Raw genomic sequence first — 19,131 nt, forward strand, 5'->3', positions numbered from 1 at the left:
GTGGCCGGTGGACCCGGCCACTGGGGCGGTGTGGAAGCCGTTGCTCAACCGAGCGAGCGCGCTCCGGCCAGTTGCCGCTGGTGCCCGCGCGTGGTGACGATGCCAAGGAAGGAAATGAAGATCGCCAGGCCCAAGGTCGAACTCACCTCCGCCCGATGCTCGGGCGTATACATCATCACCGCCAACGCCCCGGCAATGAAAATGATCACCGCCCAGGTCAGCCAAGGGAACAGCCACATACGGAACTTCAGTTCCGCGTTTTCACGCTCCAGGCGGCGGCGCATGCGCAGCTGGGAGATGGCGATGACCATGTACACCAGCAGCGCAATCGCGCCAGAGCTGGCCAGCAGGAACTCGAACACGCCCTTGGGTGCGAAATAGTTGAGGATGGCGATGGCCGCGCCGATCAGGGTGCTACCGAACACGGCAGCGCGTGGCACGCCGACCTTGGAGGTCTTGTTGAGGAAGGCCGGTGCATCACCGCGCTTGGCCAGCGAGTACATCATCCGCGAAGCGATATAGATCGACGAGTTCATGCAACTGGTCACGGCCACCAGCACCACCAAATCGACCATGAAGGCGGCATTGGGGATGTTCATGATTTCCAGCGCACGCTGGTAAGAACCCACCACCGCAAGCTGCGGGTCGTTCCACGGCACGATCGAGATGATCACGAAGATCGACAGGATGTAGAAGGTGCTGATGCGCCAGATCACCGAGCGCGTGGCCTTGGCGATGTTGCGCGACGGGTCGCTGGATTCGGAGGCGGCAATGGTCACCGCTTCGGTGCCGATGAAGCTGAACATCACCGTGATGAACGCACCGATCACGGCAGACCAGCCGTTGGGCGCAAAGCCGCCGTAGGCGCTCATCAAACCACTCAAGCCGCTGACTTCGCGGTTGGGCAACCAGCCCATCAGGGCGGCAAAGCCCAAGCCGATGAAACAAAGGATGGCCGTGACTTTGAGAATGGCGAACCAGAACTCGAACTCACCGTACTTGGCCACGCTGAACAGGTTGGTGCACGCCAGCAGCAGCACGGACGCGAGGGCGAAGATCCAGCTGTCCACCTGGGGGAACCAGGCGTTGAGCACATGCCCGGCGGCCAGTGCTTCGATCGGGATCACCAGCACCCAGAACCACCAGTACAGCCAGCCGATGGTGTAGCCGGCCCAGCGGCCGATGGCCTGGTCGGCATAGGTGGAGAACGAACCGGTATCAGGATGCGCGACGGCCATTTCGCCGAGCATGCGCATGACCAGCACCACCAGGGTCCCGGCCACGAAGTAAGAAATAATGGTAGCTGGCCCGGCCGCCGCGATGGCGTGCCCGGAACCGACGAAAAGACCGGCACCGATGATGCCCGCGATGGACAGCATCGTTACATGACGTGGCTTGAAACCTTGAGCAAGGTTGCCATCAGTTCCCACGGTGTTCATTGATGTTGTTCTCTTTTTGCTGACACAAGGAAGGACGGGCAGGCGTAGGCGAAAATATCTCCTTTGGATTCAATGAGTCGACACCACTGTTGTTGATTTTTGGCGCGCATCACAGCGCTGGGCGTCAGTGCGGTTCGGGGTTCATTTAAGCCGCCTGAGGCTGCGGCAAATTACACGAGAACGCCCCGCAACTGTTCGATCACGACAGCGCTTTCCCCTAGGCGTCAGATGTCGTGAATGGCATGCCCAGACACGCCTGATGGCCATTTGAGGGTTTTGTTTTCCATCTGAATATGCGTAGCCGGCGCACAAAAAAAAGGCCCCGGTCTCCCGGGGCCTCTGCTGCTCAGGCGTCTGCCTACGCCTGCCCCGTCCGTTCAAAGCGGCGGGCCAGCAACAGGTAAGCGAGGATCCCCAGCACGCCATGGGCGGCTACGAACCAGAGTGCGTTGTGGAAGGCGCCGGTGCTGGCCACCACATAGCCGATCACCAGCGGGGTGACGATGCCGGCAATGTTGCCGATGCCGTTGAACACGCCACCGCACAGGCCAACCATTTTCTTCGGCGCCACATCCGACAACACCGCCCAGCCGACTGCCGCCAGGCCCTTGCCGAAGAACGCCAAGGTCATCAGGGCGATGACTGCCGCGTTACCCTCGACGTAATTGGCCGGCACCAGGGTGGTGGACAACGCCATGCCTCGAAAGCAGTGGGGTCCTTGTGGGGCCGGCTTGCCGGCGATGGGGCCCTGAGCCTTAGCGCACCAGGCAAGGCCGCTTGTTATCGAACGTCCAGCCCGGAATCAAGAACTGCATCGCCACGCCATCATCCCGCGCGCCCAGGCCCATGCTGCGGTAGCACTCATGGGCCTTGGCCAGTTGGTCTTCATCCAGCTCCACACCCAGCCCTGGCCGCTCCGGCACGCGCACGTGGCCGTCGACGATGCGCAGCGGGTCGCGGGTAAGGCGCTGGCCGTCCTGCCAGATCCAGTGGGTATCGATCGCTGTGATCTCGCCCGGCGCCGCCGCGGCCACCTGGGTGAACATCGCCAGTGAAATGTCGAAGTGGTTGTTCGAGTGCGAACCCCAGGTCAGGCCCCAGTCATTGCACATCTGCGCCACCCGTACCGAACCCTGCAAGGTCCAGAAGTGCGGGTCGGCCAAGGGGATGTCCACCGATTGCAACTGGAGCGCATGGCCCATCTGGCGCCAGTCGGTGGCGATCATGTTGGTGGCGGTAGGCAAACCGGTGGCACGGCGGAACTCGGCCATCACTTCACGCCCCGAATAGCCGTTCTCGGCGCCGCACGGGTCTTCGGCATAGGCCAGCACGTGGTGCTTGTCACGGCACAGCGCGATTGCCTCTTTCAAGGACCAGGCGCCATTGGGGTCTAGCGTGATACGCGCTTCGGGGAAGCGCTCGGCCAGCGCAGTCACCGCCTCCATTTCCTCTTCGCCACGCAGCACGCCGCCCTTGAGCTTGAAGTCGCTGAAGCCATAGCGCTGCTTGGCAGCCTCAGCCAGGCGCACCACGGCCTCAGGGGTCAGTGCCTTCTCGTGACGCAGGCGGAACCAATCATCATCGGCGTCGGCCTCGTTGCGGTACGCCAGATCGGTTTGCTGGCGGTCACCGATGTAGAACAGGTAGCCGAGCATCTTCACCGCCTCGCGCTGCTGGCCTTCGCCGAGCAGCGCGGCCATGGGCACATCGAGGTGCTGGCCGAGCAAGTCGAGCAGCGCCGATTCGATGGCGGTCACCGCATGCACGGTGATGCGCAGGTCGAAGGTCTGCAGCCCGCGCCCGCCAGCATCGCGGTTGGCGAAGGTCTGGCGCATGGCATTGAGCACACGCTGGTAGTGGCCGATGGGCTGGCCGACCACCAGGCTACGGGCATCTTCCAGGGTCTGGCGGATCTTCTCGCCGCCGGGCACTTCGCCAAGGCCGGTGTTACCGGCGCTGTCACGCAGCACCACCACATTACGGGTGAAGAACGGGCCATGGGCGCCACTGAGGTTGAGCAGCATGCTGTCGTGGCCGGCAACCGGGATCACGCGCAGGTCGGTGACCACAGGGGTGCTGGTGTGGAGAGCGGGAGTCGTCTGCATGTTCATGGTTGTTGTCTCGCAGTCATCAGTGGGTCTGGCCCAAGGCCGAAGGGGCCTTGAGGTCATGTGAGGGGATACCTTTTGGGCGGGTGCGCACGAAGAACACTGCAATGGCCGCCAGCACCGAGGTCACGGCCAGGCCGTAAAGGCCGCCCTGGATCGACCCGGTCTGCTGCTCGAGCAAGCCGAAGGTGGTGGGCGCGACGAAGCCGCCCAGGTTGCCCACCGAGTTGATCAGGGCGATCACCGCCGCAGCGATGCGCGCGTCCAGATAGCCTTGGGGGATCGGCCAGAACAGCGACGAGGCCGACTTGAAACCGATAGCGGCAAAGCACACCGCGACAAAGGCGAACACCGGCCCGCCCGTGGTCGACATGAACATGCCGATGGCGGCGATCACCAGGGCAGCAGCCACCCAGGCCTGCTGGAACTTCCAGCGTGAGGAGCCAGCGGCGAAGGCGTACATGGCCAGGATCGAGATCAGCCACGGGATGGAGTTGAAGAAGCCGACCTGCAGGTCGCTCAGGTCGCCCATGCGCTTGATGATGCTGGGCAACCAGAAGGTCGCAGCGTAGATGGTCAACTGGATGCAGAAGTAGATCAGGCAGAACAGCACGATCTGGCGGTCCTTGAGCAGGCTCCAGGACGATACCTTGACGGCGCCGATGGCCTCGCGCTCACGTTGCTCGCGGTCGATGGTATCGACCAGCGCGTCTTGCTCGGCCCTGCTCAGCCACTTGGCGTCGTGCGGTTTGGAGTCGAGCCAGAAGAACACGAAGAAGCACAGCGTGACCGAAGCCATGCCCTCGATGAACAACATCCACTGCCAGCCATGCATGCCCAGGCCCTGGATCTGCATCAACGCCCCGGCCAGGGGGCCGGAGATCAGCGAGGCCAGCGCCGAGCCGCTGAGGAAGATGGCAATCGCCTTGCCGCGTTCGGCGGCTGGCAGCCAGCGGGTGAAGTAATAGATCACCCCAGGGAAGAAACCGGCCTCGGCAACACCGAGCAAAAAGCGCAGCACGTAGAACTGGGTCTCGTTCTGCACGAAGGCCATGGCCGTGGCCACCAACCCCCAGGTGAACATGATGCGGGTCAGCCACAGGCGGGCGCCGACGCGCTGCAACAGCATGTTCGAGGGCACTTCGAACAGCGCATAGCCGATGAAGAACAGCCCGGCACCAAAGCCATAGGCCGCAGCGCTGATGCCCAGGTCGCTTTCCAGGTGAGGCCGGACGAAGCCGATGTTGACGCGGTCGAGGTAGTTGACGATGAACATGATCACGAACAGCGGCAGCACATGGCGCTTGACCTTGGCCACGGCACTGGCCAGCACGTCATTGCCGTTACGGGCAGACGGATCGAGGGTGTCGTTCACTTGTGTATCTCCCACTAATTGTTTTTGTGCGGGTCGAGGTGGTCTGACATGACAGTGGGCAGAGCATAGGCGCGACAAAGTTGTACGACAAGATGGGGAATGTCGTTAAAAACGCAAAATACAAGCTGATAAATCCAGCAAAAGCATCGATTAAACATCGAAAATCAATTTCGAGCTGACTCCTGGCCGCGAAAAAACAGGCAGAAAAATTTTTAATCCGCTAACTTGTCGTACAAGCTAACTCGATACCGGAGCGGCCCATGCCCCAGCAACCCCGCAAAACTGGCCACAGCCGTGCCCACGACCTGATCTCCAGCCTGACCCAGCAGATCCTGCTGGGCACCATCAAGCCGGGCGACAAGCTGCCGTCGGAAAACACCCTGGTGCGCGAGCACGGGGTCAGCCGCACCGTCGTGCGTGAAGCGCTGTCGAAGCTGCAGGCCTCGGGCCTGGTGGAGCCGCGCCACGGGATTGGTACGTTCGTGATGGCGCGCCCGGCGCAGGCCGGGTTGCGGGTGGGCGTGGAGAATGCTGCCAGCGTGCGCGACCTGCTGGAACTGCGCATCGGCCTCGAAGGCCAGGCAGCCGCCCTCGCCGCCGTGCGCCGTAACGACCAACACCTGGCACGCATGCGCCAGGCGCTGGACGATTATCAGGACCTCGCCGCGGCCGGTGACAGCTGCATCGAAGCGGACCGCCGCTTTCACCTGCTGATCGCCGAAGCCACCGGCAACCTGTATTTCAGCGAGATGATGGCGCAGCTGGGCAATGGCCTGATTCCACGCAACCGCATGGCCATCGCCGAGCGCGCCGGGGCCAACCTGGCGCGCCATGCCTACCTGGCCAACCTGGAACATGAGGCAATTCTCAACGCCATCGGCCGGCAAGACCCGGATGCGGCGCGGGCGGCGATCTGCCTGCATCTCTCCAACAGCCGGGACCGCTTGTTGCCGGACTGAGGCCGGCGGTTACCAGGTCAGGCAGATCTTGCCGAAGTGGCGGTTGCTCTCCTGGTAGCGGAACGCCTCGACGATCTGTTCCAGCTCGAAATGCTTGTCCACAACAGGCAGCAAGCCGTTGGCGTCGATCGCCCGAACCATCGCCTGCTGCTGCGCGCGGCTACCCACCAGCACACCCTGCAGCCGGATCTGCCGAACCAGCGCCTGAACCAGCGGCAGCTGCCCGGCGACACCGGTAAGAATGCCGATCAATGACACATGGCCGCCGATCCGTGCGGCAATCATCGACTGCTCCAGCGTCGCCGGCCCGCCCACCTCGATCACATGATCGACGCCACGGTTGCCGGTGAGCTCACGTACCTTCTCGCCCCAGGCCGGGGTGCTCTTGTAGTTGATCAGGTGGTCGGCGCCGAGGGCCTTGAGGCGTTCGAGCTTGGCATCGCTGGACGAGGTGGCGATGACCGTGGCGCCTGCCAGCTTGGCGAACTGCAGGGCGAAGATCGATACGCCGCCGGTGCCCTGCACCAGCACGGTGTCACCTGGCTTGAGGTGGTCGTCGCTCATCAGCGCACGCCAGGCCGTGAGGCCGGCGGTCGTCAGGGTGGCGGCCTCGGCGTGGCTGTAGCCCTTGGGCGCGAGGGTGAAGGCGGTCGCGCGGGCGGTGACCTGTTCACGGGCGTAGCCGTCGATGCCGTCGCCCGGCACGCTGGCGAAGCCTTCGACCAGTGCCTGGCCATCGAGCCAGTCCGGGAAGAAGGTGCTGACCACGCTGTCGCCTACCTTGAACTCACTGACGCCCGCCCCGACAGCGGTCACTTCGCCGGCGCCATCGGCCATGGGGATGCGCCGCTCGCTTGGCCCCCACATGCCGCTGACCACGGCAAAGTCGTGGTAGTTGAGGGAGCTGGCGTGCAGGCGCACGGTGATCTCGCCGGGCTTGGGCGCTGCTGCCTCGCAAGTGCCGACTTCGACCTTGTCGTAGCCGCCGCCGGGTTGCACGTAAATGGCTTTATGGGTCATGGCTGGTTCTCCATTTGAGGAAAAGACTGGGGGTGAGCATAGTCAGTAACGGCCCCATCGCCGGCAAAGCCGGTGCCATGCACCGCTGCGCTCAGCCCAGCAACGCCCGCAACGCCCGGCAGTCCGCCGCATGCCAGTCCGCCAGTTCCGGCCAGGGGTTATCCGGCAGGTTCACCAGCACCGTGCGCGCACCGGCCGCTCGCCCGCAATCCAGGTCGAAGCGGTAGTCACCCACCATCACCAACTCGCTCGACGCCACACCCCAGGCACTGGCGATCTTCAGCAAGCCATCTGGGCTGGGCTTGGGCGCCGCCTCATCACGACCGAGCACGTGCTCGACGGCAAAGCAATCCGCCAGGCCTATCGCCTCGAGCGTGACATGCGCCAGCTCACGCGCATTACGGGTAAGAATGCCCAACCGGCACCCACGCCCGGCCAGCTCCCGCACCAGCTCCACGGCACCGGTCGCTGCAGTCGAGGCAACCGCCAGGTCGCGCTCGTGCTCCAGCAGCCAGGCATGCTTGGCGGCCGCTTGTGCCGCAGGCAATGCCGCCAGGTGGGTGAGGATGTCATCCTCGGGCGGTATCTCCAGCGCCTCCCGAATCGCGGCAAAATCGTGCACCGCCACGGTGAGGGTGCCGTCCATGTCGAACACCCAGTTGCGGATATCGGCCAGGCTCATGCCCAGTCCTTGCGATGACGGATCAAACCTTCCTGCGAAGACGACGCCACCAACTGCCCCGCACGGTTATAGATACTGCCCCGGCAGAACCCACGGGCATTGCCGGCCCAGGGGCTGTCGGTGGCGTACAGCAGCCACTCATCGGCGCGCAGGTTGGCGTGGAACCACAACGAGTGATCGAGGCTGGCGATCTGCATGTCGCGCTGCCACACCGATTTGCCATGGGGCTGCAGCGAGGTGGTCAGCAGGCCGAAGTCCGAGGCGTAGGCCAGCAGGTACTTGTGCAGCGCCGGCACGTCCGGCAGGTTGCCGTCGGCGCGGAACCAGGCGTACTTCACCGGGTCGCCGGGCTTGGGGTTGAACGGGTCACGCTCGGTGACCGGGCGTATCTCGATCGGCTTGGCGCACAGCACCTTGTCACGAATGCGCTCAGGCAGGTGGTCAGCCATGGCGCGGGCCAGTTCGACCTCGCTCGGCAGGTTCTCTGGCCCGACCACATCAGGCATCTGCGCCTGATGCTCGAAACCTTCCTCGTCGTACTGGAACGACGCACTGCAGGTGAAAATGGTCTGGCCCTTCTGGATGGCCGTCACGCGCCGGGTGCTGAAGCTGCCGCCATCGCGCACACGGTCGACCGAATAGACCACCGGCAGGCTGGCATCGCCCGGGCGCAGGAAGTAGCCGTGCAGCGAATGCACATGACGCGCGTCCTCGACCGTCTGGCTAGCCGCCGACAGTGACTGGCCCAGCACCTGGCCACCGTACAGCTGGCGGAAGCCCAGGTCCTGGCTGCGTCCACGGAACAGGTTCTCCTCGATCGATTCGAGGCTCAACAGGTCGACCAGGTCGTCCAACACATGACTCATCGGGGGTTCTCCTAGCAAGGCATCACAGCTCTACGGCGCTTTCATGAAGGCAAATGATACAGGGTTTGTCATCGGCACCGCGCATGACCGCTCATTCAGCGCGCAGGGTCTGCTCCCAGCGGGGCCGGTCGATGCGGTAGAGCACGTGGGGCCGCAGCGGGTGCCCCTCGGGCAGGCGTGGGTGGTCGAAGCTGCCTTGCAGGTCCTGCACCATGCCGATGGCCTGCATGACCTTCTGCGACGGCAGGTTGGCCTCGGTCGTGAACGACACCACCTCCTCCAGGCGCAATTGGGCGAACGCACACCGCAGGCAGGTCCACGCCGCCTCGCTGGCAAAGCCCAGGCCCCAGTGCCGCCGGGCAAGGCGCCAGCCGATTTCCACGGCCGGGGTGAACGGCGCATCGAAGTTGACGTTGAGCAGGCCGGTCATGCCAATGAAGGCGCCACTGTCCTTGCGCTCCAGGGCCCACAGGCCGAAGCCGTATTCGTTGAAATGGCCGCGGATCCTGCCGATCAGTGCCGCCGCCTCCAGCCGCGTCATGGGCGCTGGAAAATAACGCATCACCTGCGGGTCGGCGCTCATGGCGGCGAACTCGCGCAGGTCGTCGTCATGCCATTGGCGCAACACCAGGCGGGCGCTTTCCAGTTCAAGGATGGGGGTCATGGGGCGTGCTCCGGTTTTGCCGTGCTACAGGTTCAAGCGTAGGCGCGGCACAGCACTTTTACCCACAACCCAACAACTGGCAAGATCAGCACTGGCCCCGATTGCGAACCCACCATGCCGTTGCCGCTGATCTACCACGATGACTACAGCCCGGAGTTTCCACCCGAGCATCGCTTCCCCATGGACAAGTTCCGCCTGCTGCGCGACCACCTGGTCGAGAGCGGGCTGACCACCGACCAGGCGTTGCTGCGCCCGGAAATCTGCCCCAACGACATCCTCGCCCTGGCCCACGACCGCGACTACATCGAGCGCTACATGCACGGCGAGCTGTCGCGCGAGGACCAGCGCCGCCTGGGCTTGCCCTGGAGCGAGGCCTTGGCGCGGCGCACCGTGCGTGCGGTGGGCGGCTCGCTGCTGGCCGCTGAAATGGCGCTGCAGCATGGCCTTGCCTGCCACTTGGCCGGCGGTACCCACCACGCCCACCATGACCACCCTGCCGGTTTCTGCATCTTCAATGACCTGGCCGTGATCAGCCGCTACCTGCTCGAGGCCGGGCGGGTGCACCGGGTGCTGATTTTCGATTGCGACGTGCATCAGGGCGACGGCACCGCGCGCATCCTGCAAGACACCCCGGACGCCATCACCGTGTCGTTGCACTGCGAACAGAACTTCCCGGCGCGCAAGGCCCAAAGCGACTGGGACATTCCGCTGCCGCGGGGCATGGGCGATGCCGCCTACCTGAAGGTGGTGGAAGACGCGCTCAACTACCTGCTGCCGCTGTATCAACCCGACCTGGTGCTGTATGACGCCGGGGTGGACGTGCACAAAGACGATGCCCTCGGTTACCTGCAGCTGACCGATGCTGGTTTGGCTGCGCGCGACGAGCATGTCATGCGCCACTGCCTGGGGCGGGATATCCCGGTAGTCGGGGTGATCGGCGGTGGCTACAGCAAGGACCGGCAAGCGCTGGCGCGGCGCCACGGCATCCTTCACCACAGCGCGGCCAAGGTCATCAGTTGTTCACAATGACTGTGGAACCGCTTGTGGATAAGCTGAGTGAAAGCGGCTGCAGCCCAATGCCCGCGTGGCCTGCAGCAGGCTGATCATTTTTTGTTCAGTGCTTCCCTATGCCCTGCTGCGCTAGAATGGGCAACTTTTCCACAGCCCGTCATCCACCATGCCCGATCTACACCCCGCATCCCCTCCCCTCGCCGTTGTCATCGGCGCGGGCCCTGCCGGCTTGATGGCCGCCGAAGCGCTGGCCCAGCAAGGCCTAGCCGTGCAGGTGTTCGACGCCATGCCATCGGTGGGTCGCAAGTTTCTGCTGGCAGGTGTCGGCGGCATGAACATTACCCACTCGGAACCTTATCCACAGTTCGTTGCCCGGTATGCCGAGCGCCAGGACGCGATTGGCCGGCTGCTGCAGGACTTCGATGCCGATGCCCTGCGCCAGTGGATTCACGGCCTGGGCATCGAAACCTTCGTCGGCACCTCGGGACGGGTGTTCCCCACCGACATGAAAGCCGCGCCGTTGCTGCGCGCCTGGCTCAAGCGCTTGCGCGACCGCGGGGTAGTTATCCACACCCGCCACCGCTGGCTTGGTTGGAATCTCGATGGCACCCTGCGGCTCGGTTATCCACAGGGTGAATTGAACATCAAGGCCGACGTGCTGGTACTGGCGTTGGGTGGTGGCAGCTGGGCCAGGCTTGGCTCGGATGGGGCCTGGCAGCCCCTGCTGGCCGAGCGGGCTGTGGATATCTCACCGCTGCAGGCGAGCAACTGCGGTTTTGAAGTGGCAGGCTGGAGTGCGCTGCTCAAGGACAAGTTCGCCGGCGCGCCGCTGAAGAACATTGCCCTGAGCGTACCCGGTAAGGCGCCGCGCAAAGGCGAGTTCATCCTCACCGCACAGGGCGTCGAAGGCAGCCTGGTGTATGCCTGGTCGGCACCGCTGCGCGAAGCCATCAACCAGAAAGGCCAGGCAACGCTGCTGCTCGACCTGCTGCCGGACAAGCCTGTGGACAAAATTGCCCAGGCCCTGGCCAAACCGCGCGGTTCACGGTCGATGGCCAAGCACCTGCATAGCCAGCTGGGCATCGACGGGGTGAAGGCGGCACTGCTGCGTGAACTGACCGATCAGGCGACGTTTGCCGATATGGCCGCGCTGGCGCGAGCGATCAAGGCACTGCCGATCACGCTGGTACGCACCCGACCGCTGGACGAGGCGATCAGCAGTGCCGGTGGCGTGCGCTTCGAGGGGCTGGATGAGGGGTTGATGCTCAAGGGTATGCCCGGGGTGTTCTGCGCCGGCGAGATGCTGGACTGGGAAGCGCCGACCGGGGGGTACCTGTTGACGGCGTGCTTTGCCAGTGGGTTGCGCGCCGGGCGGGCGGCGGCCGATTGGCTGGCGCATTCTGCCTGACAGGGTGCGGGGCCGCTTGGCGGCCCCAATCCCTCAGGGCTTGCGCTTTTTCGGGCCGGTGTTGAAGCTCGGCACTTTGCGCACCGCCTTGACCGGGGCCTCGTCGCCACTGTCCATCCAGCGCCCCAGCCCGCGCTTGGCACTGTTCTCTTTCGGCTTCTTGGGCTTTTTCGGCTTCTTGATCACCTGGCCACTGGCATCGGTCATCGGCACCCGGTGATCGGGGATGAAGTCCGGTTCTTCGTGGCGCGGCAAGGTCTGGCGAATCAGCGTCTCGATCGTTGCCAACTGCTGCACTTCATCGGCGCACACCAGCGAGATTGCCTCGCCCTTGTTACCCGCACGCCCGGTGCGACCAATACGGTGCACGTAATCCTCGGCGACGATCGGCAGGTCGAGGTTGACCACCAACGGCAGGTCGTCGATGTCCAGGCCGCGGGCGGCGACGTCGGTGGCGACCAGTACCTGGACCTCACGGGCCTTGAAGCTGTCCAGCGCGCGCTGGCGCGTAGCTTGCGGGCGGTCGCCGTGAATGCCGTCGGCGTTCACCCCCTCGCCCAGCAGCCGCTCCACCAGCTGGTCAACGCCGTTGCGCGTCTTGGCGAACACCAATACCTGTGTCCAGCGCTGCTTGCGCAGCAGATGGCAGAACAGGTCGACCTTGCGCTTCTTGTCCACCGGCACCAGCCATTGCTTGACCGTGGTGGCAGCAGCGTTGCGCGGGCTGACCTCGATGCTCAGCGGGTCATTGAGCGCCAGCCCTGCCAGCATGCGGATCTGGTCGGAGAAGGTGGCGGAGAACAGCAGCGTCTGGCGCTTGCGCGGCAGTGCCGCGTACACCGACTGCAGCTCTTCGGCAAAACCCAGGTCGAGCATGCGGTCAGCTTCGTCCAGCACCAGGGTTTGCACCTGGTTGAACTTCACCGCGTTCTGGCGGAACAGGTCGAGCAAGCGGCCCGGAGTAGCCACCAGTAGGTCGACGCCACGACGCAGGCGCATCATCTGCGGGTTGATGCTGACCCCGCCATACACCGCGTAGGTGCTCAGCGGCAGGTTTTCGGCATATTCGCGCACGTTGTTGTGCACCTGCTCGGCCAGTTCGCGGGTCGGGACCAACACCAGCGCACGGATCGAGTTGCTGGCGACCTTTTCCCCTTCCAGGGCCAGGCGCTGCAGCACAGGCAATGCAAAGCCTGCGGTCTTGCCGGTGCCGGTCTGAGCCGCGGCCATCAGGTCGCGGCCGGCCAGCACGGCGGGGATGGCCTGGGCCTGGACCGGGGTTGGGGTGGTGTAGTCCAGTTGCTGCAGGGTGCGCAGCAACGGTTCGATCAGGCCGAGTTTGGCGAAATTCATGGCAATACCGTCAGGGGGTTCAGCGAAGGCGGCAAGTTTACCGCAACACCCTGGCCTACTTGCAGGTTTCGCCTTCAAGCGATGCAGCAGGCAGCGCGGGCTTGCGCCACTGCGGCAGGCCGATCAGCACCACGGCGCTGATGATCACCGCCATCGCCAGGCATTCCTCTGCGCCGATCTGCTCACCGGCAAAGACGATACCAAGCAACACCGCCACCGCCGGGTTGACATAGGCATAGCTGGTGGCCGCCGCCGGGCGCACATGCTTGAGCAGGTACATGTAGGCGCTGAATGCCAGGATCGAGCCGAACAACACCAGATAAGCCAATGCTCCCCAGCCTGCGGCTGTGGGCATCTGGGTCATGCGCTCACCCGACAGGGCGCTGCCCAGCAACAATACCGCGCCACCGACCAGCATCTCGGCCGCACTGGCCATGGGGCCTTGGGGCAGCGGCAGGCTCTTGCTCCAGACCGACCCGAACGCCCAGGCGGCAGCCGCAAACAGTATCAGCGCCGCCCCGACGGGGCTGGCCTGCAGGTTAGAGCCAAGGTTGAGCAGGCCGATGCCAACCAGCCCGAGGACGATGCCCGCCCACTCCAGGCGCGAATTGCGATGGCCGAACAGCAGGCCAAACACCAAGGTAAACAGCGGCACCGTGGCCACGGCCAGCGCAGCGACGCCAGAGGCAACGCCAGCATGCTCTGCAACCGTTACGCCACCATTGCCGCAACTGAGCAGCAGAAAACCCACCGCACCTGCCGCACGCCATTGCGGCCAGGTCGGCGCCGGCACCCCGCGCCAGCGCAAAAACCCATAGAGCAGGCCCCCGGCGATAAGGAATCGCACCCCGGCCATCAGCATCGGCGGCCAGGACGCCACTCCGATGCGAATGAAAAGGTAGGTGGAGCCCCAGACCAGGTACAAGGCCAGGAAGGCACCAATCAGCACTATCGGGAAGCGGCGGGAGGCAGGCATGGCAAAACTCGAAATCCGTTTACGGGGGAATGAGTTTAGGGAGCCTCGCCGCCAAGATTAAGTTACAAAACAGGATTAAATGGGCGGCACAATTTGCGTCATGGCAGGGGCATGCGGCGCAATGGCGCTCAGCCGCCAGCAACCCTCAATGCTTCAACAGCAAACGCCCTTCGATCGGCACATAGCGGCTGGCCGCTCTTATCAGCGACATGGCGGTCAAACCCGGCACGCCGTAGACCACCGCCTCGGCGCCATGGCGCTGAATCACTCGCTCCAGCAGCAGGTCGAAATCACCATCACCCGAAGCCAGCACCACCTGGTCGACACGGCTGGCGGCATCGATCACATCCAGGGTTATCCCCACATCCCAGTCACCCTTGGCCGATCCATCGCTGCGCTGGATGAACGGCTTGAGGCGCACGTCGAAACCAAGGTTGCGCAGGATCTGCTGGAACTGCTGCTGTTTGCTGTCCCCGCGATCGATGGCATAGGCCACCGCCTCGACGATCTCACCCTCGCGGCTGACTTCAGACCACAGCGCGGTGTAGTTGAAGTGGCAGCCATGGGCCTGGCGCACGGTGTAGTAGAGGTTCTGCACATCGGCGAACAGTGCGATTTTCTTCACTACATACCCTCGGCTGAGGAGGCGCAGTGCGCCCCCGGAAATGCCAGCAGTATGCCAGAGCGATCAGACGAAGGTGTCGTCGTCCGAGAAGAAGCCGCCATCATCGCTGCCGTAATCGGTATCGGCGTACCCACCTTGATCAGCGCCCCAGCCACCGTTGTCGGCCACCTGCTGCTGCGCGTCCTGGTCATTCCAGCCACCGGTATCACTGGCCGGCGCCGGCTCTTCCTTGATCACCTCGACCACCTCTTCAGGCTGCGAATGGTGGTTGAACAGGCTGCTGATGCCTTGTGCCAGCAACACACCACCGGCCACCCCGGCAGCAGTCTGCATCGCACCGCCAAGGAAGCTGCTGGCACCCCCCCGAGCCGGCGCGGCGCCGAAACCAGGTTGCGCCTGCGGCTGGGAGAAACCCGGTGCATTCGGCTCACGCCAACCGCCTGCCGAAGCGACCGGCGCGGCAGGCCGCTGGGGCTGCTGCGATGCTTGGGCAGGCTGGGGGTTACGCCCGCTGTTGCCAAAAATGCTGGAGAGGAAGCCACCACTGCTGGCGCTGCTGTTGCGAGAAGCCTCTGCCTGGGCACGAGCCTGCTTGAGCTCGGCTTCCAGTTGCTTGTTCTGTTCATCCAGGCGCTTGAGCGCAGCCTCCTGAACCAAAATCGCCTGGGCCATGTAGTAAGGCGCCGCCGGCTGCTCGCGCAGGTGTTCCTCGATGCGCGCCTGGGCCTGGGCATCACGCGGCTGGCTGGGGTCTTCGGCTTGTTTGATGCGGCCAAACAGGCCATCGATCAGGGTTTGCTCTTCAGTGTTCATTGGCTACCTCATGGGAAGCGGGACATCGGACATGTCAAAGATGGGGCGCGCAGGCAGCGGATTCAATCACTGGCACGGTGAAACTTTTTTCAGCAAATGGCTGCTCTGGGCTAAAGTTAGGCCCCTGCTTTTATTGCCATGCGATGTAGACCGATGAATCCGCTGAGCGTTTTTCGCGACTCCCTGTACTTCTTCCGCCGCCACCTGGCAAACATCATTGCGCTGTGCTTGCCGCTGATCGTACTCGAAGCCCTGGTGACCCAACTGATGATGCGGCAGCTGGGCGACCAGGCCTCACTGTCCTACAGCATGCTGGTGAGCCTGCTGTTCTATCCGCTTTACAGTGCAGCGCTGATTCTTTACCTCGATACCCGCAGCAACGGCCAGGACATCCCCAAGCGTGAGCTGTTTGCCCGCGCCATGCAGCTATGGCCGCAGATGGCACTGCTGATCATGATCAGCTCGCTACTGATCTTGGCGGGGCTGATGCTGCTGGTCTTCCCGGGGGTCTGGATCATGATCAACCTGGTGTTCGCCGAGTACCTGCTAGTGCTGCGCGGCCTGCCGGTGGTGCAATCGATGCGCGAAAGCGCACGCATGACCACTGGGCATTTCATGCGCATCATGCTCTGCGTGTTTGGGGTGCTGGCACCGATCTGGCTGATCGACGGGCTGCTGCTGATTGCCTTCCCCGAGCCGGCTCCCGCCCTGGAGCTGGCCACGGCCAGCCTGCTCGGCTTCCTGCAGTTGTTCAGCACCGTGGTGCTGTACCGCCTGTTCATGCTGCTGGAGAGCAAGAGCGGCACCTGAAGGAAAGCGTTCAGACTCCAGCGTGGCCTGCCCGGGAGATTAAGGTGCCGATCCCACCCACCTTGGAGGTTCGCACATGGACCCGGAAATTCAGAGCAGTTACGCCAGGTCGTTCAGTGGCCATCTGTACGCAATGGCCACCGACAGGTATGTCCCCCTTCGCTTGAGCACCCGCCGCGACAAATGGCACTGGGGGATCACACCGCAGGACGACTGGCTCATGGCTGGAGGCGACCAGGCCTCACTACGCCTGGACTTCACATTCGACTCGAGCACGCAAGACCGTCTGCACCATCACATCAGCCTCAGCGGCCCGGCGCAGCCGCCCAAAAAGCTTGGCCTGAGCCTGAACGGATACCTGGGCTTCTACCAGCGGGCAGAAGTCACCGATTACTGGAAGATCGAACCGCTGGAGCTCACGGAACATGGCTTGATCTGCTACCTGCGTGATCACCAGGGCTACCGTGCCGGCGCGATCGCGGACACCCCTCATCACAGCAGGCATCCCATGTACCTGATCAACACGAAAGAGGGTGAAACGCTCACGTTCCTCCTCCAGCAGGTTGCCTGAGCCTTGGTCGTCAGCTACCAGGGGGTCGTCCGGTCCAGTAGGCTCTGTTGGGCCTGCATGTCGCGGCGTAGCAGTTGGTTGATGCGCGTCTGGTAGCCCGCGCCCTGGCCCTTGAACCACTCCAGCACATCGGCATCCAGGCGGATGGTCACCGCCTGTTTCACCGGCACGCGCAGCTCGGCGGGACGAAAGAAATCATCGCCCAGCTCGGGCATGCCGCCGGTGTCGATGTCCTGATCGTCCAGCAGGGCGTTCAGGTACCGCGCGGTTTGGCCCGCGCGGTTGCCTCAGCCACAAGCGGGTCGTCGGGCCAGTAATGCTTGGGGTATCTACCCTTGAGGTCTTTCTTCACCTCTGCATAGGTGGTGCGCCAGAAGTTGGCCAGGTCCTGTGTAACCTGCACCGGCCGCCGTGCTGGCGACAGCAGGTGCAGCTTGACCTGCTGGCGACCTTGGGCGATGCGCGGCGTGTCAGCCAGGCCGAACAGCTCTTGCAGGCGCACGGCGAGGATTGGCGGGTTTTCACTGTAGTCGAGGCGGATACTCGACCCTGACGGCACAGCCAGGTGCGCTGGCGCCCATTCGTCCAGGCGCTGGGGCAGCGGCCAGGGCAACAGGTTACGCAAGATCGACGGCAGGTCCAGGGCGGCGAAATGGCTCAGCCGCGACACCTTGCCCAGATAAGGCTGCAGCCAGTGCTCCAGGCTGGCCAGCAGCGCCTCGTCGCTTAGGTCCGGCCACTCGCTATGGCCGTCTTTTTCCAGGTCAAGCTGGCGCAACAGCGCTATGCGCGCCTGCCACTGGCGCAACTCTGGCGTCCAGCTCAGCAGGTTCAGGCCTTTGCGCCGCACCAGGCCCAGCAGTGCCTTGGCGCGGGCCTCATCATTGAGCCCAGGCAGCGGTTCACGGCTAAGTACCAATTCGCCGACCTTGGTCTGACGCTCGGCACGCAACACCTGCTCGCGCTCGTCCCAGTCGAGAATGTCGACACGCTCGACCTGCTCGGCCAGCACCTCGTCGAGCAGTGCCGGGTCGAATTCGGCAGCCAGGTAAATCCGCTCCTCCCGCTGCCCCTGGCGGCTGCCCAGGTCGGCGATGACCAACCACGGGCATTTCATCAGTGCATCGGCCTCGGCGAACAAGGCAGCACGGCCGTTGGCCAGGCGATACTCGGCCCCGCCTTCGCGACGTTGCTGGGCGACCCGGTCGGGATAAGCCAACGCCAGCAGGGCGCCGAGCCAGCGTGGATGCTCGGGATCGGCAACCGCCGAGCTGGCCTTGCCGCGCAGCAGTCCCCGGTACTGGCGGGCCAACTGTCGGGCACGCTGCACACCGCCCTGGCCGTCACGGCTGACCTTGCTGTCACCGCTGATCAGTGCCAGCCGGCTATGCAGGTCGGCGCCACCTGCGCGCTGGATGTCGCGCTCGCCCAACAAGGCGGCGACATCGCAGGCCATCGCGGCCAAGCCCAGGTCATGGCCGCGCAGCAGCAGGTGAGCGATACGCGGGTGGGCCGGAAGCTCGGCCATGGCCTGGCCGTGTTCACTGAGGTTTTCGCGGGTGCCCATCTTGAAAGCGCCAAGCCGCGCGAGCAGGTCTTGCGCCTGGGAATAGGCCGCCGCTGGCGGCTGGTCCAGCCAGCGCAACTGGTCAGGCGTAACCCCCCATCGACCAAGCTGTAACGCCAGGCCAGCAAGGTCTGCCTGGAGGATTTCGGCACTGCCATGTGCTGCCAACTGATCGTGCTGGGCCTCTGACCACAGGCGGTAGCACACGCCCGGCTCAAGGCGCCCGGCACGGCCAGCCCGTTGGGTCGCACTGGCGCGGGAGATACGCTGGGTGTCCAGGCGCGTCATGCCGCTGCCAGGGTCGAAACGCGGTACCCGGGCAAGGCCGGCATCGATCACCACGCGTACGCCGTCGATGGTCAGGCTGGTCTCGGCGATGTTCGTGGCCAGCACGACCTTGCGCAGGCCCTGGGGCGCCGGATCGATGGCGGCGCGCTGGGCATTGAGGTCGAGTTCGCCATGCAAGGGGCAAAGCAGAATGTCCGGGCGCTCGGCCAATGACGCCTGCAAACGTTGGTGAACCCTGCGGATCTCAGCCTGGCCGGGCAGGAACACCAACACACTGCCAGGCTGATCGGCCAAGGCCTCTAGCACACAGTCCACCACACGTGGCTCGATGAATTCCCCAGGCTGGGACGGCCGCCCCCAACGAATATCAACCGGGTGCATGCGGCCCTCGCTGCTGATCACCGGCGCGTCGTCGAGCAGCCGGGACAGGCGCTCGCCCTCCAGGGTGGCGGACATCAGCAGAATTTTCAGCGGCGGATCATCGCGCAGCAGTTCACGGCCATTGAGACTCAGCGCCAGGGCCAGGTCGGCATCCAGGCTGCGTTCGACGATTTTGTCATTTACACAGCCTTGTCAAATTTGTCAGACTATAGATA

Annotated in this window: 18 protein-coding genes and 1 pseudogene; 5 read left to right on the forward strand and 14 right to left on the reverse strand. The window is 64.1% G+C overall.

Going from position 1 to position 19,131, the window contains the following annotated elements:
* Positions 1–44: 44 nt before the first annotated feature.
* From gabP to JNA92_RS06225, 4 genes are all read right to left on the reverse strand, one after another.
* Positions 45–1,439: a GABA permease gene (gene gabP / locus JNA92_RS06210; protein ID WP_241803880.1), complete on the reverse strand. Its 1,395-nt coding sequence runs from the start codon at positions 1,437–1,439 to the stop codon at positions 45–47.
* 358 nt (positions 1,440–1,797) lie between these two features.
* Positions 1,798–2,136, reverse strand: a complete 339-nt coding sequence (locus JNA92_RS06215) for a hypothetical protein (RefSeq protein ID WP_241803881.1) — start codon at positions 2,134–2,136, stop codon at positions 1,798–1,800.
* Positions 2,137–2,194: 58 nt separating this feature from the next.
* Positions 2,195–3,550, reverse strand: a complete 1,356-nt coding sequence (gene gudD, locus JNA92_RS06220) for a glucarate dehydratase (protein WP_241803882.1) — start codon at positions 3,548–3,550, stop codon at positions 2,195–2,197.
* A 19-nt stretch (positions 3,551–3,569) separates the two neighbouring features.
* Entirely contained in the window at positions 3,570–4,922 is a 1,353-nt protein-coding gene (locus JNA92_RS06225) for an MFS transporter (protein WP_241803883.1), read from the reverse strand.
* Between the two features lie 260 nt (positions 4,923–5,182).
* Between JNA92_RS06225 and JNA92_RS06230 the strand changes: the two genes are divergently transcribed.
* The gene (locus JNA92_RS06230) at positions 5,183–5,881 is read left to right on the forward strand and encodes a FadR/GntR family transcriptional regulator (RefSeq protein WP_241803884.1); all 699 of its coding nucleotides are present in this window, start codon (positions 5,183–5,185) and stop codon (positions 5,879–5,881) included.
* 9 nt (positions 5,882–5,890) lie between these two features.
* Here JNA92_RS06230 and JNA92_RS06235 read toward each other — a convergent pair whose 3' ends face one another.
* From JNA92_RS06235 to JNA92_RS06250, 4 genes are all read right to left on the reverse strand, one after another.
* Complete coding sequence (locus JNA92_RS06235; RefSeq protein ID WP_241803885.1) at positions 5,891–6,901, reverse strand: zinc-dependent alcohol dehydrogenase family protein; 1,011 nt, start codon at positions 6,899–6,901, stop codon at positions 5,891–5,893.
* 91 nt (positions 6,902–6,992) lie between these two features.
* Positions 6,993–7,583: an HAD family hydrolase gene (locus JNA92_RS06240; protein WP_241803886.1), complete on the reverse strand. Its 591-nt coding sequence runs from the start codon at positions 7,581–7,583 to the stop codon at positions 6,993–6,995.
* Positions 7,580–8,449 (reverse strand): acyl-CoA thioesterase II, encoded by an 870-nt coding sequence (gene tesB, locus JNA92_RS06245; RefSeq protein ID WP_241803887.1) that lies wholly within the window; start codon positions 8,447–8,449, stop codon positions 7,580–7,582. The genes JNA92_RS06240 and tesB overlap by 4 nt, the downstream gene beginning before the upstream one ends.
* Positions 8,450–8,540: 91 nt before the next feature.
* The gene (locus JNA92_RS06250) at positions 8,541–9,113 is read right to left on the reverse strand and encodes a GNAT family N-acetyltransferase (RefSeq protein ID WP_241803888.1); all 573 of its coding nucleotides are present in this window, start codon (positions 9,111–9,113) and stop codon (positions 8,541–8,543) included.
* Positions 9,114–9,227: 114 nt separating this feature from the next.
* On the opposite strand from JNA92_RS06250, the gene JNA92_RS06255 reads away from it, so the two are divergent.
* The gene (locus tag JNA92_RS06255) at positions 9,228–10,142 is read left to right on the forward strand and encodes a histone deacetylase family protein (RefSeq protein WP_241803889.1); all 915 of its coding nucleotides are present in this window, start codon (positions 9,228–9,230) and stop codon (positions 10,140–10,142) included.
* Positions 10,143–10,290: 148 nt separating this feature from the next.
* Positions 10,291–11,532 (forward strand): TIGR03862 family flavoprotein, encoded by a 1,242-nt coding sequence (locus JNA92_RS06260; RefSeq protein WP_241803890.1) that lies wholly within the window; start codon positions 10,291–10,293, stop codon positions 11,530–11,532.
* A gap of 33 nt (positions 11,533–11,565) precedes the next feature.
* Here the strand turns inward: JNA92_RS06260 and JNA92_RS06265 are convergent, their stop codons facing one another.
* The 4 genes from JNA92_RS06265 to JNA92_RS06280 form a co-directional block, all read right to left on the reverse strand.
* Positions 11,566–12,885: a DEAD/DEAH box helicase gene (locus tag JNA92_RS06265; RefSeq protein ID WP_241803891.1), complete on the reverse strand. Its 1,320-nt coding sequence runs from the start codon at positions 12,883–12,885 to the stop codon at positions 11,566–11,568.
* Positions 12,886–12,940: 55 nt separating this feature from the next.
* Entirely contained in the window at positions 12,941–13,861 is a 921-nt protein-coding gene (gene yedA, locus JNA92_RS06270) for a drug/metabolite exporter YedA (RefSeq protein WP_241803892.1), read from the reverse strand.
* A gap of 145 nt (positions 13,862–14,006) precedes the next feature.
* Positions 14,007–14,486: an NYN domain-containing protein gene (locus tag JNA92_RS06275; protein ID WP_012312588.1), complete on the reverse strand. Its 480-nt coding sequence runs from the start codon at positions 14,484–14,486 to the stop codon at positions 14,007–14,009.
* Between the two features lie 63 nt (positions 14,487–14,549).
* Entirely contained in the window at positions 14,550–15,299 is a 750-nt protein-coding gene (locus JNA92_RS06280; protein ID WP_241803893.1) for a DUF2076 domain-containing protein, read from the reverse strand.
* A 153-nt stretch (positions 15,300–15,452) separates the two neighbouring features.
* Here JNA92_RS06280 and JNA92_RS06285 point away from each other — a divergent pair, with 153 nt between their 5' ends.
* Together JNA92_RS06285 and JNA92_RS06290 are read left to right on the forward strand one after the other, a co-directional pair.
* Positions 15,453–16,109, forward strand: a complete 657-nt coding sequence (locus JNA92_RS06285) for a YciC family protein (protein ID WP_241803894.1) — start codon at positions 15,453–15,455, stop codon at positions 16,107–16,109.
* Between the two features lie 76 nt (positions 16,110–16,185).
* Entirely contained in the window at positions 16,186–16,680 is a 495-nt protein-coding gene (locus JNA92_RS06290) for a hypothetical protein (RefSeq protein ID WP_241803895.1), read from the forward strand.
* A gap of 14 nt (positions 16,681–16,694) precedes the next feature.
* Here the strand turns inward: JNA92_RS06290 and JNA92_RS06295 are convergent, their stop codons facing one another.
* The gene (locus JNA92_RS06295) at positions 16,695–16,895 is read right to left on the reverse strand and encodes a BrnA antitoxin family protein (protein ID WP_241803896.1); all 201 of its coding nucleotides are present in this window, start codon (positions 16,893–16,895) and stop codon (positions 16,695–16,697) included.
* A 38-nt stretch (positions 16,896–16,933) separates the two neighbouring features.
* Positions 16,934–19,093, reverse strand: a pseudogene (gene hrpB / locus JNA92_RS06300) (ATP-dependent helicase HrpB); the annotation flags it as partial.
* Between the last annotated feature and the right edge of the window lie 38 nt (positions 19,094–19,131).

The sequence above is a fragment of the Pseudomonas putida genome (assembly GCF_022627325.1).
Classification (GTDB): Bacteria; Pseudomonadota; Gammaproteobacteria; order Pseudomonadales; family Pseudomonadaceae; genus Aquipseudomonas; species Aquipseudomonas putida_X.

Excerpts from the sequence above, each read along its gene's own strand:
- JNA92_RS06250 (WP_241803888.1), bottom strand. The coding sequence starts at position 9,113 with ATGACCCCCATCCTTGAACTGGAAAGCGCCCGCCTGGTGTTGCGCCAA.
- JNA92_RS06255 (WP_241803889.1), top strand. The coding sequence starts at position 9,228 with ATGCCGTTGCCGCTGATCTACCACGATGACTACAGCCCGGAGTTTCCA.
- JNA92_RS06260 (WP_241803890.1), top strand. The coding sequence starts at position 10,291 with ATGCCCGATCTACACCCCGCATCCCCTCCCCTCGCCGTTGTCATCGGC.
- JNA92_RS06285 (WP_241803894.1), top strand. The coding sequence starts at position 15,453 with ATGAATCCGCTGAGCGTTTTTCGCGACTCCCTGTACTTCTTCCGCCGC.
- JNA92_RS06240 (WP_241803886.1), bottom strand. The coding sequence starts at position 7,583 with ATGAGCCTGGCCGATATCCGCAACTGGGTGTTCGACATGGACGGCACC.
- JNA92_RS06265 (WP_241803891.1), bottom strand. The coding sequence starts at position 12,885 with ATGAATTTCGCCAAACTCGGCCTGATCGAACCGTTGCTGCGCACCCTG.
- yedA (WP_241803892.1), bottom strand. The coding sequence starts at position 13,861 with ATGCCTGCCTCCCGCCGCTTCCCGATAGTGCTGATTGGTGCCTTCCTG.
- JNA92_RS06290 (WP_241803895.1), top strand. The coding sequence starts at position 16,186 with ATGGACCCGGAAATTCAGAGCAGTTACGCCAGGTCGTTCAGTGGCCAT.
- JNA92_RS06280 (WP_241803893.1), bottom strand. The coding sequence starts at position 15,299 with ATGAACACTGAAGAGCAAACCCTGATCGATGGCCTGTTTGGCCGCATC.
- JNA92_RS06215 (WP_241803881.1), bottom strand. The coding sequence starts at position 2,136 with ATGGCGTTGTCCACCACCCTGGTGCCGGCCAATTACGTCGAGGGTAAC.
- gabP (WP_241803880.1), bottom strand. The coding sequence starts at position 1,439 with ATGAACACCGTGGGAACTGATGGCAACCTTGCTCAAGGTTTCAAGCCA.
- JNA92_RS06295 (WP_241803896.1), bottom strand. The coding sequence starts at position 16,895 with ATGCCCGAGCTGGGCGATGATTTCTTTCGTCCCGCCGAGCTGCGCGTG.
- tesB (WP_241803887.1), bottom strand. The coding sequence starts at position 8,449 with ATGAGTCATGTGTTGGACGACCTGGTCGACCTGTTGAGCCTCGAATCG.
- JNA92_RS06235 (WP_241803885.1), bottom strand. The coding sequence starts at position 6,901 with ATGACCCATAAAGCCATTTACGTGCAACCCGGCGGCGGCTACGACAAG.
- gudD (WP_241803882.1), bottom strand. The coding sequence starts at position 3,550 with ATGAACATGCAGACGACTCCCGCTCTCCACACCAGCACCCCTGTGGTC.
- JNA92_RS06230 (WP_241803884.1), top strand. The coding sequence starts at position 5,183 with ATGCCCCAGCAACCCCGCAAAACTGGCCACAGCCGTGCCCACGACCTG.